This window comes from Amycolatopsis sp. NPDC004625, from assembly GCF_040609695.1.
GTDB lineage: Bacteria > Actinomycetota > Actinomycetes > Mycobacteriales > Pseudonocardiaceae > Amycolatopsis.
Window position 1 is genome coordinate 39,328 of sequence record NZ_JBEXKX010000054.1, and the last position, 13,866, is coordinate 53,193.

Sequence of the window (13,866 nt, forward strand, 5' to 3'; positions counted from 1 at the left end):
ACGCGAAACATGTACAGATGTCCACAAGGGGGCTCGATGGTGAAGAGCGAACCCGGCGCGACGCGGCGCCGCGGTCCGAACGACCCCGAGCGGCGGGCCCGGATCGCCAAGGCGGCGATCGAGGTGGTCGCGCAGCGGGGGATCGACGGCGTCACGCACCGGTCGGTGGCGGCCGCCGCGGGGGTGCCGCTGGGCTCGACGACCTACCACTTCGCGACGCTGGACGACCTCCTGGAAGTCGCCCTGCACGAGGCGGCCGAGAAGAACGTCCACGCGCTGAAGGAGTGGGAGTCGGCGCTCGCGCCGGACGCCGACTTCGCCGCGGCGCTGGCCGACCTGGTGATGGGCTACATCAACGAGCAGTACCGGGACACCGTCGTCGAGTACGACCTGTACGTCGCGGCGCTGCACCGGCCGGCCCTGCGCAAGGCGAGCGCGGCGTGGGACGACGCCCTGATCGCGTTCTTCGGCTCCCGCACCGACCCCCTCACCGGCCGGCTGCTGGCCGGGTTGTTCTGCGGCCTCCTGATGCAGGCCGCCCTGGCCGACCCGCGGCCCACCCGCGAGGAGATCGAAACACTGTTCCGGCGGGCGATCGAGGGACCGGCGGACCGAACTTGTTGACAGCCGCGCGGGGCGGCAGTCACTCTGTTCCGGAGTGAGCAACAAGACGCGTTCTGCGCAACTACTCCCGTCCTGAACCGCGGAGAGGACCACGCCGGTGACCGCTATCGATCTCCCGCCGAGCCTGCTCGCCACGTTGCCCGGCAGCTCCTACACCGATCCGGCGATCTTCGCGCTGGAGCAGGCGAAGATCTTCGAGGCGGACTGGTTCTGCGCCGTGCGCAGCGCCGACCTCACCGGGCCGGGTTCGTTCGAGACCGTCCAGATCGGCAAGGAAAGCGTGCTCGTCTCCCGCGGCCGGGACGGGAAGCTGAACGCCTTCCTCAACGTCTGCCGTCACCGCGGGGCCCGGCTCTGCACGGCCGGAACCGGTACCGTCAAGCGCGCCTTCCAGTGCCCGTACCACGCCTGGACCTACGGCCTGGACGGCAAGCTGATCGCCGCGCCGAACCTCACCGGCATGCCGGACGTCGACCGGACCGAGTTCGGCCTGACCCGGCTGCACCTGCGCGAGTGGCTCGGCTACGCCTGGGTCTGCCTGGCCGACGAACCGCCGTCGTTCGAAGAGACGGTGATCGGCGCCGTCACCGAACGGCTCGGCGGCCCGGCGGAGATCGACGCCTACGGCATCGACGGCCTCGCGCTGGGCAAGCGCATCGAGTACGACGTGAAGGCGAACTGGAAGCAGATCATCGAGAACTTCATGGAGTGCTACCACTGCGCGACGATCCACCCGGAGCTCACCGAGGTGCTCCCGGAGTTCGCCGACGGCTACGCCGCGCAGTACTACGTCGGGCACGGCGCCGAGTTCGGCGGCGACATCAAGGGGTTCACCGTCGACGGCAGCGAAGGCGTCGACCGCCTGCCGGGTGTCACCGAAGCCCAGGACCGCAAGTACTACGCGATCACCATCAAACCGGGCGTCTTCGTCAACCTCGTCCCGGACCACGTGATCCTGCACCGGATGTTCCCCCTGGCCCCGGATCGGACGCTGGTCCGCTGCGACTGGCTGTACCTGCCCGAGGTCGTCGAATCCGGCACGGACCTGACCCGGTCGGTCGAGCTCTTCCACCGCGTCAACCTGCAGGACTTCGAGGCGTGCGAACGCTGCCAGCTGGCGATGGACTCCCGCTCGTACGCGCGGGGCGGCGTGCTGGTGCCCAGCGAGCACCACATCGGCGCGTTCCACGACTGGGTCCGCGCCCGCCTGGCGGCTTAGATCAGCGCCCGGATGGCGGCCTCGAACCCGGTGACGTGCGCGTGCGTCAACGCGGCGGCCTTCTCGCCGTCGCCCTCGATGATCGCGGTGAGGAGCGGGACGTGCTCGTGGACGTGGCCGGCCATCCCGGACAGCCGGGGCACGAACACGCACCAGATCCGGGTGGCCAGGTTGTCGTACCGGATCAGCGTGTCCTCGAGGAACGGGTTGTGCACGCACCGGTAGATCGCCCGGTGCAGGGCGAGGTCGGTGCGCAGCAGCTCGTTGTTGTCGACACCGGCGACGTCGGCGTCGAGCTGCGCGCGCAGCTCGGTCAGGGCGTCCCGATCGGCCGCGGTCGCCCGCACGGCCGCGGCGGCCGTCGCCATCGGTTCGAGCGTGCGCCGGACCTCGGAGATGTGCGCGAGGTCGGAGATGTTGACGTCGGTGGCGAAGGTCCCACGCCGCGGGTAGGCGACGACCAGGCGTTCGGACTCCAGCCGTTTCAGTGCCTCGCGGATCGGCGTCCGGCCCATGCCGAGCTGGGTGCCGAGCTCCTCCTCGTTGAGCGGAGAGCCCGGCGGGATGTCCAGCATGACCAGGCGATCACGGACGAAGAGGTACGCCTGTTCGGCCAGCGACGGGGGATTGACCTGCGGGTGCATGACGCCTAGTCTACATCGACGATTGATATATCAGAAGTCGACCAGATGGGTTCCCGATGACCGACCTGCCGGAGCACCCGGACTTCCTCTGGGACAACCCCGACCCCCGCAAGAGCTACGACGTCATCGTCGTGGGCGGTGGCGGGCACGGCATCGCCACCGCGTACTACCTGGCCAAACAGGGCATCACCAACGTGGCCGTGCTGGAGAAGGGCTGGCTCGCCGGCGGCAACATGGCCCGCAACACCACGATCATCCGCTCCAACTACCTCTGGGACGAGAGCTCCGGCATCTACGAGCACTCCCTCAAGCTCTGGGAAGGCCTCGAAGAGGACCTCGGCTACCCGATCCTGTTCAGCCAGCGCGGGGTGCTCAACCTGGCGCACAGCCTGCAGGACGTCCGCGACAGCGTCCGCCGCGTCGAGGCCAACAAGCTCAACGGCATCGACGCCGAATGGGTGGACGCCGACGGCGTCAAGGAGATCTGCCCGATCGTCAACACCTCGCCGGACGTCCGCTACCCGGTGCTCGGGGCCACCTTCCAGCCGCGCGCGGGTATCGCGAAGCACGACTACGTGGCCTGGGGGTTCGCCCGCGCCGCGCACCGGCTGGGCGTCGACCTCATCCAGAACTGCGAGGTCACCGGGATCTCCACAGTGGACGGCCGGGTCACCGGCGTCGAGACGTCCCGTGGCCGGATCGCCGCGGGCAAGGTGGCGCTGTGCGCGGCCGGGCACACCTCCGTGCTCGCGAAGATGGTCGGCCTGGACCTGCCGCTGACGTCGCATCCGCTGCAGGCGCTGGTGTCGGAGCTGCTGGAGCCGGTCCACCCCACGGTCGTCATGTCGAACGCCGTGCACGTCTACGTTTCCCAGGCGCACAAGGGCGAACTCGTGATGGGCGCCGGCATCGACAGCTACAACGGCTACGGCCAGCGCGGCTCGTTCCACATCATCGAGGACCAGATGGCCGCCGCGCTGGAGCTGTTCCCGGTGTTCGCGCGGGCGCACCTGCTGCGGACCTGGGCCGGAATCGTCGACACGAGCCCGGACGCCTCGCCGATCGTCGGCCTGACGCCGGTGGAGAACCTGTTCCTCAACTGCGGCTGGGGCACCGGCGGGTTCAAGGCCACCCCCGGCGTCGGTGACGTCTTCGCGGCGACCATCGCGCGCGGGAAGCCGCACGAGTACGCCGAACCCTTCACCCTCGACCGGTTCACCACCGGTGCCCTCGTCGACGAGCACGGCGCCGCCGCCGTCGCGCACTAGGAGTTCCCTCATGCACCTCATTCCCTGCCCGTGGTGCGGGCCGCGCGAGGAAGCCGAGTTCCACTACGGCGGCCAAGCGCACGTCGCCTACCCGCCGGACCCGGCGGCACTGTCCGATGAGGACTGGGCGAAGTTCGTCTTCTTCCGGGACAACCCGAGCGGGCCGCTTTCCGAGCGGTGGTCCCATTCCGCGGGCTGCCGGCGGTGGTTCAACGCGGTCCGCGACACCCGGACCCACGACCTCTTGGCCGTCTACCGCCTCGACGAGCCCCGGCCGGTGATCCCATGACCCGGCTGTCCGGCGTCCCGCTCAAGTTCACCTTCGACGGCCGCGAGCTGACCGGCTACCTCGGCGACACCCTGGCGTCCGCGTTGCTGGCCAACGGCATCCACCGGGTCGCGACCAGCATCAAGCACGGCCGGCCGCGCGGCATCTTCGCCGCCGGTGTCGAGGACTCGAACGCCCTGGTGCAGATCGAAAAGCCGTTCCCGGAGCCGATGCTGTCGGCCACCACCGTCGAGCTGTACGACGGCCTGGAGGCCCGTGGCCTGCGGGGTCAGGGCCGGCTCGCCACCGAACCGGACCCGGCGCGGTACGACGCCAAGCACGCCCACTGCGACGTCCTGGTCATCGGCGCCGGTCCGGCCGGACAGGCCGCCGCCCGCGCCGCCTCCGGCCGCGTCCTGCTCGTCGACGACCAGCCCGGCGGCCAAGCTCCGGACGGTGTCCGGTTCCTCTCGCGCACCACGGCGTTCGGCGTCTACGACGACGGGTTCGTGCTCGCCCTGGAACGCCGGGGCGAGCCCGCCGCGCCCGAACGGATCTCCCGGCAGCGGGTGTGGCGGATCCGGGCGAAGCGGATCGTCCTCGCGACCGGCGCCCACGAGCGGCCGATCGTGTTCCCGGACAACGACCGGCCCGGCATCATGCTCGCGTCGGCCGCCCGCACGTACCTGAACCGGTACGGCGTCCTGGCCGGACAGCGCGTGGTCGTGTTCACCACCAACGATTCCGCGCTCGAGGCCGCCTCCGACTTGGCGGCGGCCGGGGCCGAGATCGTGCGGATCGTCGACGCCCGCGAGGGCCACGGCGTGATCGGCACCGACGGCGACACCCACATCACCGCCGCTCACGTGGCGAAACTGGGCGAGCTGGAGGGTGAGCGGGTGCCGTGTGACCTGCTGCTCGTGTCCGGCGGCTGGAACCCGGCCGTGCACCTGTACAGCCAGGCCCGCGGCACCCTGCGGTACGACGGCGGGCTGGGCGCATATGTCCCAGCTGGTGACCTGCTGAACGTGACCGTCGTCGGGGCCGCCGCGGGCGAGGGACTGCCGGAGACCAAGGTGCTCTGGCAGGTGCCCGCGCCGGAGTCCGAAGTGGACACCCGGTTCGTGGACCTGCAGCGCGACGCGACCGTGTCGGACGTCCTGCGCGCGACCGGCGCCGGCCTGCGCTCGCTGGAGCACGTCAAGCGGTACACGACCATCGGCACCGCGCACGACCAGGGCAAGACGTCCGGCATGCTCGCCGCCGGTATCACCGCCGAGGCCCTCGGCGTCGACCTCGCCGACCGCCGGCCGACGACGTTCCGCCCGCCGTACACGCCGGTGCCGTTCGCCGCGCTGGCCGGCCGGAACCGCGGCGAGCTACACGATCCGGTGCGCGTCACGACGATCCACCCGTGGCACGTCGGGCACGGCGCCGAATTCGAGAACGTCGGCCAGTGGAAGCGGCCGTGGTACTACCCGCGGCCCGGCGAACCGATGGCCGACGCCGTCCGGCGCGAATGCCGCGCCGCCCGCAACGACGTGGCCGTGATGGACGGGTCCACTTTGGGCAAGATCGACGTCCAGGGCCCGGACGCCGGCTGGTTCCTCGACATGCTTTACACGAACATGATGAGCACTCTGCGCGTGGGCCGCATCCGCTACGGCGTGATGTGCGGGGTCGACGGCATGGTGCTCGACGACGGGACCGTGATCCGCGTCGGCGAGGAGCGGTTCCTCGTCACCACGACCACCGGCAACGCGGCGAAGATCCTCGAGTGGATGGAGGAGTGGCTGCAGACGGAGTGGCCGCACCTGCGCGTTTTCGCGACGTCGGTGACCGAGCACTGGGCCACGATCCCGCTGGTCGGCCCGCGATCGCGGGAGGTCCTCGGCCGCCTGGCGCCGGATCTGGACGTCTCCAACGAGGCTTTCGGGTTCATGACCTGGCAGGACGCCGAGGTCGCCGGTCTGCGGGCCCGCGTCTGCCGGATCAGCTTCTCCGGCGAACTGGCGTACGAGATCAACGTCCCGTCGTGGCACGGGCCCGCGCTCTGGCAGTCCATAGTGGATCAAGGGGCGACACCGTACGGCACCGAGACCATGCATGTCCTGCGGGCCGAGAAGGGCTATCCGATCATCGGGCAGGACACCGACGGCACGGTCACCCCGCAGGACCTCGGGATGTCCTGGGCGGTGTCGAAGAAGAAGGCCGACTTCATCGGCAAGCGGTCGTTCGCCCGCGCCGAGAACAACCGGCCCGACCGCAAGCACCTGGTCGGCCTGCTCCCGGTCGATCCGGCGGTCCTGCTGCCGGAGGGCTCGCAGATCATCGAATCCGAGACCGTGCCGGAACCGCCGGTGCGGATGCTCGGCCACGTCACGTCCAGCTACGACAGTGCCGCCCTCGGCCGCACTTTCGCCCTCGCGCTGGTGCGGTCCGGCCGGGAGCGGATCGGCGAAACGCTGTACGTCCCGGTCGGCGACGACGTGGTGCCGGTGACCGTGACCGAGTCCGTGCTCTTCGACCGGGAAGGAGCCCGCCGTGACGGTTGAGGTCGTCGAAGAAAAGTTCCGCACCCAGCTCACCGTCCGTCTCCGGGGCGGGGAGAGCCTACTCGGCGTCGACCTGCCCGGGCCGTGCGCCTTCACCAGCGGCAACGGCGTCGACGTGCTGTGGATGGGCCCGGACGAGTACCTGGTGCTCGCCGAACCCGGCCGCCAAACGGAGCTGGAAGCCGCTCTTTCGCGGGAAAGCGACGCCGTGGTGGACGTCTCGGCGCAGCGGAACGTCTTCCGGCTCACCGGGTCGCGCCGGGCCGACGTGCTGGCGCACGGGTGCTCGATCGACCTGGAGACGGCACCGCCGGGTACCTGCGTGCAGACCCTGCTGGCCCGGACCGGCATCGTGCTGCTGGTCCGGGAAGACGCCTTCATGCTCCTCGTGCGACAGTCCTTTTCGGACTACTTCGAGGCGTGGCTGGCGGACGCGAGCCTGGAGTACGTCCCGTGACCTTCACCCTGACGCTCAAGTGCCCCGAACGCGCGGGCATCGTGCACGCCGTCACGACGTTCCTCGTCGGGCAGGGCTGCGACATCGTCGAGCACCAGCAGTTCGACGACGACGTCCGCGGCTCGCTGTTCCTGCGCACGTCGTTCACCCGCACCGAAGAGACCACTGTGGACGACCTGACCCGGACGTTCGCGCCGGTGGCCGGCGACTTCGGCATGGAGTTCGGGTTCTCCGACGGCACCCCGCCGCGGATCCTCGTCATGGTGTCGAAGTTCGGGCACTGCCTGAACGACCTGCTGTTCCGCTGGCGCGCGGGCGGCCTCGGCGCCGAGATCGCCGTGGTCGTGTCGAACCACGAGGACCTGCGGCCGATGGCCGAGGCGGCGGGGGTGCCGTTCGTGCACGTCCCGGTGACGCCGGAAACCAAGGCGGAGGCCGAGCAGCGGCTGCTGGACCTGGTCGGGGAGTACTCCGCGGATCTGGTGGTGCTGGCCCGGTACATGCAGGTGCTGTCCAACGAGCTGTGCCAGAAGCTCGAGGGCCGCGCGATCAACATCCACCACTCGTTCCTGCCCGGTTTCAAGGGCGCCAAGCCCTACCACCAGGCCTACGACCGCGGCGTGAAGTACGTCGGCGCGACCGCGCACTACGTCACGCCCGACCTCGACGAGGGCCCGATCATCGAGCAGGAGGTCCAGCGCGTCGACCACACGTACTCGCCGCGCGAGCTGGTGACCGTCGGGCGCGACGCCGAGGCCCTCGCCCTCTCGCGCGCGGTTCGCTGGCACTGCGAACGCCGCGTCCTGCTCAACGGCAACAGCACCGTCGTCTTCCGGTAGAAGGAGTTCCGCCATGAGTGCACCGAAGGTCGTGATCATCGGCGCCGGCATCGTCGGCGCGAACCTGGCCGACGAGCTGACCGCCCGCGGCTGGACCGACGTCACCGTGCTCGACCGGGGCCCGCTGCCGCGCACCGGCGGGTCGACCTCGCACGCGCCCGGCCTGGTGTTCCAGACCAACGCGTCCAAGGCGATGACGGACTTCGCCCGCTACACCGTGTCGAAGCTGAAGGAGCTGGACTGCTTCCTCCAGGTCGGCGGCATGGAGGTCGCGACCACCCCGGCGCGCTGGGAGGACCTCAAGCGCAAGCACGGCTGGGCGACGTCGTGGGGCGTCCCCGGTGAGCTCATCGACGCCTCCGAGTGTGTCGAGCGCTGGCCGCTCCTGGACGGTTCGCGGATCTTCGGCGCCTTGTACGTCCCGACCGACGGGCTCGCGCGGGCCGCCAAGGCCGTCGAGGTGCTGGCCTCGCGCGCGACCTCGCGGGGCGCCCGGTTCCTGGGGTCCACAAAGGTCACCGACGTCCGGCAGGAGGGCGGCCGCGTCACCGGCGTCCGGACCGACCGGGGCGACTTCCCGGCCGACGTCGTCGTGTCGTGCGCCGGGTTCTGGGGCCGCGAGATCGGCGCGATGGTGGGCATGGACGTCCCGCTGCTGCCGCTGGCCCACCAGTACGTCAAGACCGGGCAGGTCGCGGAACTCGCCGGGCGCACCACCGAGGACGTCGAGGCGAGCCTCCCGATCCTGCGCCACCAGGACCAGGACCTCTACTTCCGCGAGCACGTCGACCGGCTCGGCATCGGCTCCTACGCCCACCGGCCGATGCCCGTCGACGAGTCCACTCTGGACCCGACGGTCACCGAAACGGCCATGCCGTCGATGCTTCCCTTCACCGAAGACGACTTCGCGCCGTCGTGGGAACAGAGCCGGCTGCTGCTGCCCGCGTTGCGCCAGACCAAGGTCGAAGAGGGCTTCAACGGCATCTTCTCCTTCACCCCGGACGGCCAGTCGCTGGTCGGCGAGTCGGCCGACGTCCGCGGGTTCTGGCTGGCCGAGGCGATCTGGGTGACGCACTCCGCGGGCATCGCGAAGGCCGTCGCCCAGCTGCTCGTCGACGGCCATTCCGAAGTGGACACCCACGACATCGACGTCCACCGCTTCGAGGAGGTCCAGCTCGCGCCCTCGTACGTGAGCGAGACCGCGCAGCAGAACTTCGTCGAAGTCTACGACATCCTGCACCCGTTGCAGCCCAAGCTGTCCCCGCGCGACCTGCGGGTGACACCGTTCCACGCGCGGCAGCGAGAGCTGGGCGCGGTGTTCCTGGAGGCGGGCGGCTGGGAGCGGCCGCACTGGTTCGAGGCCAACGCGCCGCTGCTGAAGAAGCTCCCGCACGACGCGCTGCCGCCCGCGCGGGACGCCTGGTCGGCGCAGTTCCACTCGCCGATCGCGGCGGCCGAGGCGTGGCAGACTCGCAACGGCGTCGCGCTGTACGACATGACACCGTTGAAGCGCGTCGAGATCAGCGGGCCGGGATCCCTGGAGCTGCTGCAGTCGCTGACCACGAACCAGCTGGACAAGTCGGTGGGTTCGGTGACGTACACGCTGATGCTGGATTCCGCGGGCGGGGTGCGCAGTGACGTCACGGTCGCGCGGCTGGAGCCGGAGGTGTTCCAGGTCGGGATCAACGGCACCATCGACGTCGACCACTTCGTCAAGCACGCGCCGGCCGGGGTGCGGGTCCGGGACATCACCGGTGGGACGTGCTGCGTCGGCGTCTGGGGACCGCTGGCGCGGGACCTCGTGCAGCCACTGTCCCGTGAGGACTTCTCGCACGCAGGCCTGAAGTACTTCCGGGCGCGCAAAGCGCGGATCGCCGGGGTGCCGGTGGTCGCGATGCGACTGTCCTATGTGGGCGAGCTCGGCTGGGAGATCTACACCGGCGCGGACAACGGCCTGCGGCTGTGGGACGCGCTGTGGGCGGCCGGGCAGCCCCTGGGCGTCATCGCGGCCGGGCGGGCGGCGTTCAACAGCCTGCGGCTGGAGAAGGGCTACCGGCTGTGGGGCACGGACATGACCACCGAGCACGACCCCTACGAGGCCGGCGTCGACTTCGCGGTGCGCCTCGCGAAGGGGGACTTCCTGGGCCGGGAGGCGATCGAAGGGCGGACACCGTCGCGGCGGCTGCGGTGCCTGACGATCGACGACGGCCGCACGGTCGTGCTGGGCAAGGAACCGGTGTTCGTCGACGGCGTGCCTTCGGGGTACGTCACGAGCGCCGCGTACGGGTACACCGTCGGGCGGCCGATCGCCTACGCGTGGCTCCCGGCGTCGGCGGACGTCGGCAGCAGCGTGGAGATCGAGTACTTCGGCCGCCGGGTCGCGGCCACCGTGGCCGCCGAGCCGCTGGTCGACCCCGGCATGGAGCGGATCCGGCGGTGACCGCCGGGTGCGCGCGCACGTAACGCCGGTCACGTCGGGTCACGCTTCGCTCTCGAACGGGTAATCCACAGCAAGTCCATGGAAGCGCACCAGGAAATTCTCAGGAACGGGGCGTTTCCTGGAGAGGCCGGAGGCTTGTCGAGAGCTGGAGCTGTGCATGAGCGAGTACGACCGAGGGCCGCAGGGCGGCGGCGAGTACCCGTACGGCTACGGCCAGGGCGGGTACTCGCCGGACTACTACGGGCAGAACGGCTATCCGCAGGACCCCCACCCGGGCTACCAGCAGCAAGACCGCTACGGCCACTACCCGCCGCCCCAGGACCAGTGGGGTCGCCCGTACCCGTCGCCGTACACCCAGCCGACCTACGCCTACCCGCCGCCCGCCTACCAGCCCCCGCCGCGCCGCCGGCACCCGCTGCGCGCGCTGACCGTGGCGGTCGTCGCGATCGCGCTGGCCGTGGTCGCCGGGCTCGGGATCGGGCACCTGATCTCGGGGGCGAACGCGCCCACCGCGGGCGGCAACCAGAACTTCGGCTTCTCCGGGCAGCCCAGCGAGGCCAGGACGGTCCTCGACGTCGACGCCGTGTCGGCGAAGGTCAACCCGGCCATCGTGAACATCAACACCGAGCTGGGCCTGCAGGGCGCGGCCGCGGCGGGCACCGGCATCGTGCTCACCGCCGACGGCGAGGTGCTCACCAACAACCACGTCGTCGCCGGCGCGACCAGCATCAAGGTCACCAGCATCGGCACCGGCGACACCTACACGGCCGACGTGCTCGGCTACGACCGCACCGAGGACGTCGCCGTCATCCAGCTGCGGGGCGCGTCCGGGCTGCCCACCGCGGCCATCGGCGACTCGTCGAAGGTCGCGGTCGGCGACCAGATCCTCGGCCTCGGCAACGCGGGCGGCAAGGGCGGCGACCCGGTGCCCGCGCCGGGCACGGTGACGGCGCTGGACCAGTCGATCACCGCCTCCGACGAGTCCAGCGGCTCGTCCGAGCAGCTCACCGGGCTGATCCAGGTCCGGGCGAACATCGAGTCGGGCGACTCCGGCGGCCCGCTGGTCAACGCGGACGCGCAGGTCATCGGCGTCGACACGGCGGCATCGACCGGCTACCAGCTGAACGGCCGCCGCAGCGGCGGCGCCGGGCAGGGCTTCGCCATCCCGATCAACCAGGCCGTCGACATCGCGCACAAGATCGTCGCGGGCACCGCGACGGACAAGATCCACATCGGCAAGACGGCGTTCATCGGCGTCTCGGTCTCCGACGGCCAGGGCGGGGCGAGGGTCCGCGAGGTGGTCCCGCGCGGGCCGTCGCAGAAGGCGGGTCTGGCGGCCGGGGACGTGATCACGGCGATCGACGGCCGGCCGGTGGACTCGGCGACTTCGTTGACGAACGTGATGGACACCCACCACCCGGGTGACCAGCTGACGCTGACGGTGACCAGCGCGGCCGGGGGGCAGCGGCAGCTTCAGGTGAAGGCGATCGAGGGGCCGGTCGGTTAGCGCAGGATTTCCCGCAGTACTTCGCGGTGGGTCTGCTTCGCCGCGAGGTACTTCTCGCGGCCGGCGTCGGTGATCGTGACGAAGATGCCGCGCCGGTCCACCTCGCACAGGGCGCGCTCGACCAGGCCCTCCTTCTCCAGGCGGGCGACCAGGCGGGACGTGGCGCTCTGGCTGAGGTGGATCGTGCTGATCAGGTCGGCCGAGCGGCACTTGAAGTCGCAGGTCGCGAGGCGCTCGAGGGCCTCGAACTCGTTCGCGCCGATGCCGTGGCTCTCCTGCAGGCGGCATTCGAGGGTGCTGAACACGGCCGAGTAGCGGGCCAGCAGCTCGTGCCACTCCTGGACCAGTTCCTTCTCGGCGACGTCGCTCACGGCGCCAACTTAGCATGCACGAGCATCAGATGCAAACACATTAAATGCTTGGACATTAGATGCGCGTGCATGTAATGTCGCCGCCATGAGCTCTTCCGTGTCCTTGTCCACCACCTCGACCCGGTGGGACGCACGTCTCTGGGGTGTCCTGCTCACCGTTTCGATCGTCATCGGCCTCGACGCGCTCGACGTGTCGATGGTCGGGGTCGCGCTCCCGGCCATCCAGGCCGACCTCGGCCTGTCCACCAACGCGCTGCAGTGGGTCGTCAGCGGCTACGTCCTCGGGTACGGCGGGCTGCTGCTGCTCGGCGGCCGCACCGCCGACCTGCTCGGCCGCCGGCGCGTGTTCCTCGTCGCCGTCGCGATCTTCGCGCTCGCTTCGCTGCTCGGCGGCCTCGTCGACGACGGCGCCCTGCTCATCGCGAGCCGGTTCATCAAGGGTCTGGCCGCCGCGTTCACGGCGCCGGCCGCGCTGTCCATCATCACCACGACGTTCCAGGAGGGCCCGGCCCGCAACAAGGCGATCAGCATCTTCGCCGTGTTCGGCGCCAGCGGCTACTCCGCCGGTCTCGTGTTCTCCGGCCTGCTGACCGAGGTCGGCTGGCGCTGGACGTTCCTGCTGCCCGCCCCGATCGCGCTGGTCGCGCTGGTGGCGGCGTGGAAGCTGATCCCGTCCTACCGGCGCGAAGAGGGCAGCGGGTACGACTTCCCGGGCGCCGTCACCGGCGCCGCCGGTTCGCTGCTGCTGGTGTTCGGCGTGGTCGAGGCGCCGGAGGTCGGCTGGGCCGCCCCGCGCACGCTGATCACGTTCGTGGTCGCGCTGGCGCTGCTGGTGACGTTCGTGGTCATCGAGAAGCGCAGCCGCCACCCGCTGCTGCGCCTGGGCATCCTCCGGTCGGGCCCGCTGGCCCGCGCAAACCTCGGCGGCGCGCTGTTCTTCGGCGCGTACATCGGCTTCCAGTTCGTGGTGATGCTGTACCTGCAGCGGGTCCTGGGCTGGTCGGCCCTGCAGACCGCGCTGGGCTTCCTGCCCGCGGCCCTGATCGTGGCGTTCGGATCCCCGCGCATCGAGCCGCTGATCGACCGGGTCGGCACGCCCCGCACGATCTTCGCGGGCGTGGTCGCGCACGTCATCGGCTACGCGCTGTTCCTGCGCATCGACGAGCACTCGGGCTACGCGGGCAGCGTGCTCCCGAGCATGATCCTGCTGGGCATCGGCTTCACGCTGGCGTTCTCGTCCCTGAACATCCAGGCGACGGCGGGCATCGCGGACGACGAGCAGGGTCTGGCCGGCGGTCTGCTGAACACGTCCCTGCAGGTCGGCGGCGCCATCGGCCTGGCGGTGGTGACGGCGGTCCTGACCGCGAACGGCGGCCGCGAGGCCTCCCCGGCGGCGCTGCTGACGGGGTTGACGCCGGCGCTGAGCGTGGTCACCGGAATCGCGGTACTGGGCCTGCTGGTCGCGGCAAGCGGCCTGGTGGCCCGGAAGCGGCCGGCCGAGGAGCCGGTCGTCGCGGAGGATCTGCTGGCCCTCGCGGACTGAACCGCTACCCGGGGACACCGCCGCGGCCGGTCGTGAGTGAGAAACAGGGTTAGATAAAATGTTTTTGAGGGAAACAAGCCCCGCCGCACAGGTGAGGCCCGCCCCCCCCCCCGCCCCGCCCCCACCCCCGC

The 13,866-nt window shown here is 70.6% G+C and carries 12 protein-coding genes; 10 read left to right on the top strand and 2 right to left on the bottom strand.

Annotation, left to right across the window (positions count from 1 at the left end; translation table 11 throughout):
• The first annotated feature begins 36 nt into the window (after positions 1 to 36).
• The gene (locus tag ABZW17_RS39640; RefSeq protein WP_354825925.1) at positions 37 to 624 is read left to right on the top strand and encodes a TetR family transcriptional regulator; all 588 of its coding nucleotides are present in this window, start codon (positions 37 to 39) and stop codon (positions 622 to 624) included.
• A gap of 97 nt (positions 625 to 721) precedes the next feature.
• A complete protein-coding gene (locus ABZW17_RS39645; RefSeq protein WP_354825928.1) occupies positions 722 to 1,843 on the top strand; it encodes an aromatic ring-hydroxylating dioxygenase subunit alpha in 1,122 nt (373 codons plus the stop codon).
• Here the strand turns inward: ABZW17_RS39645 and ABZW17_RS39650 are convergent.
• Entirely contained in the window at positions 1,840 to 2,487 is a 648-nt protein-coding gene (locus tag ABZW17_RS39650) for a GntR family transcriptional regulator (protein WP_354825931.1), read from the bottom strand. The genes ABZW17_RS39645 and ABZW17_RS39650 overlap by 4 nt on opposite strands.
• A gap of 56 nt (positions 2,488 to 2,543) precedes the next feature.
• Between ABZW17_RS39650 and ABZW17_RS39655 the strand changes: the two genes are divergently transcribed.
• The 7 genes from ABZW17_RS39655 (at position 2,544) to ABZW17_RS39685 (ending at position 11,821) form a co-directional block, all read left to right on the top strand.
• A complete protein-coding gene (locus ABZW17_RS39655) occupies positions 2,544 to 3,755 on the top strand; it encodes a sarcosine oxidase subunit beta family protein (RefSeq protein ID WP_354825934.1) in 1,212 nt (403 codons plus the stop codon).
• 10 nt (positions 3,756 to 3,765) lie between these two features.
• Entirely contained in the window at positions 3,766 to 4,044 is a 279-nt protein-coding gene (locus tag ABZW17_RS39660; RefSeq protein WP_354825937.1) for a sarcosine oxidase subunit delta, read from the top strand.
• Positions 4,041 to 6,578 (top strand): 2Fe-2S iron-sulfur cluster-binding protein, encoded by a 2,538-nt coding sequence (locus tag ABZW17_RS39665; protein WP_354825940.1) that lies wholly within the window; start codon positions 4,041 to 4,043, stop codon positions 6,576 to 6,578. Before ABZW17_RS39660 ends, ABZW17_RS39665 begins: the two co-directional genes overlap by 4 nt.
• Positions 6,568 to 7,035: a sarcosine oxidase subunit gamma family protein gene (locus ABZW17_RS39670; protein ID WP_354825943.1), complete on the top strand. Its 468-nt coding sequence runs from the start codon at positions 6,568 to 6,570 to the stop codon at positions 7,033 to 7,035. The genes ABZW17_RS39665 and ABZW17_RS39670 overlap by 11 nt, the downstream gene beginning before the upstream one ends.
• A complete protein-coding gene (gene purU, locus ABZW17_RS39675) occupies positions 7,032 to 7,874 on the top strand; it encodes a formyltetrahydrofolate deformylase (protein WP_354825947.1) in 843 nt (280 codons plus the stop codon). The genes ABZW17_RS39670 and purU overlap by 4 nt, the downstream gene beginning before the upstream one ends.
• 13 nt (positions 7,875 to 7,887) lie before the next feature.
• Positions 7,888 to 10,314, top strand: a complete 2,427-nt coding sequence (locus ABZW17_RS39680; protein ID WP_354825950.1) for an FAD-dependent oxidoreductase — start codon at positions 7,888 to 7,890, stop codon at positions 10,312 to 10,314.
• Positions 10,315 to 10,471: 157 nt separating this feature from the next.
• Positions 10,472 to 11,821 carry a trypsin-like peptidase domain-containing protein gene (locus ABZW17_RS39685; protein ID WP_354825953.1) on the top strand — a complete coding sequence of 450 codons (1,350 nt, stop codon included), beginning with the start codon at positions 10,472 to 10,474 and terminating at the stop codon, positions 11,819 to 11,821.
• Here ABZW17_RS39685 and ABZW17_RS39690 read toward each other — a convergent pair.
• Positions 11,818 to 12,192: a MarR family transcriptional regulator gene (locus ABZW17_RS39690; RefSeq protein WP_354825955.1), complete on the bottom strand. Its 375-nt coding sequence runs from the start codon at positions 12,190 to 12,192 to the stop codon at positions 11,818 to 11,820. The two genes, ABZW17_RS39685 and ABZW17_RS39690, sit on opposite strands and share 4 nt — an antisense overlap.
• 85 nt (positions 12,193 to 12,277) lie before the next feature.
• Here ABZW17_RS39690 and ABZW17_RS39695 point away from each other — a divergent pair, with 85 nt between their 5' ends.
• Positions 12,278 to 13,735: an MFS transporter gene (locus ABZW17_RS39695; protein ID WP_354825958.1), complete on the top strand. Its 1,458-nt coding sequence runs from the start codon at positions 12,278 to 12,280 to the stop codon at positions 13,733 to 13,735.
• The last annotated feature ends 131 nt before the right edge of the window (positions 13,736 to 13,866 follow it).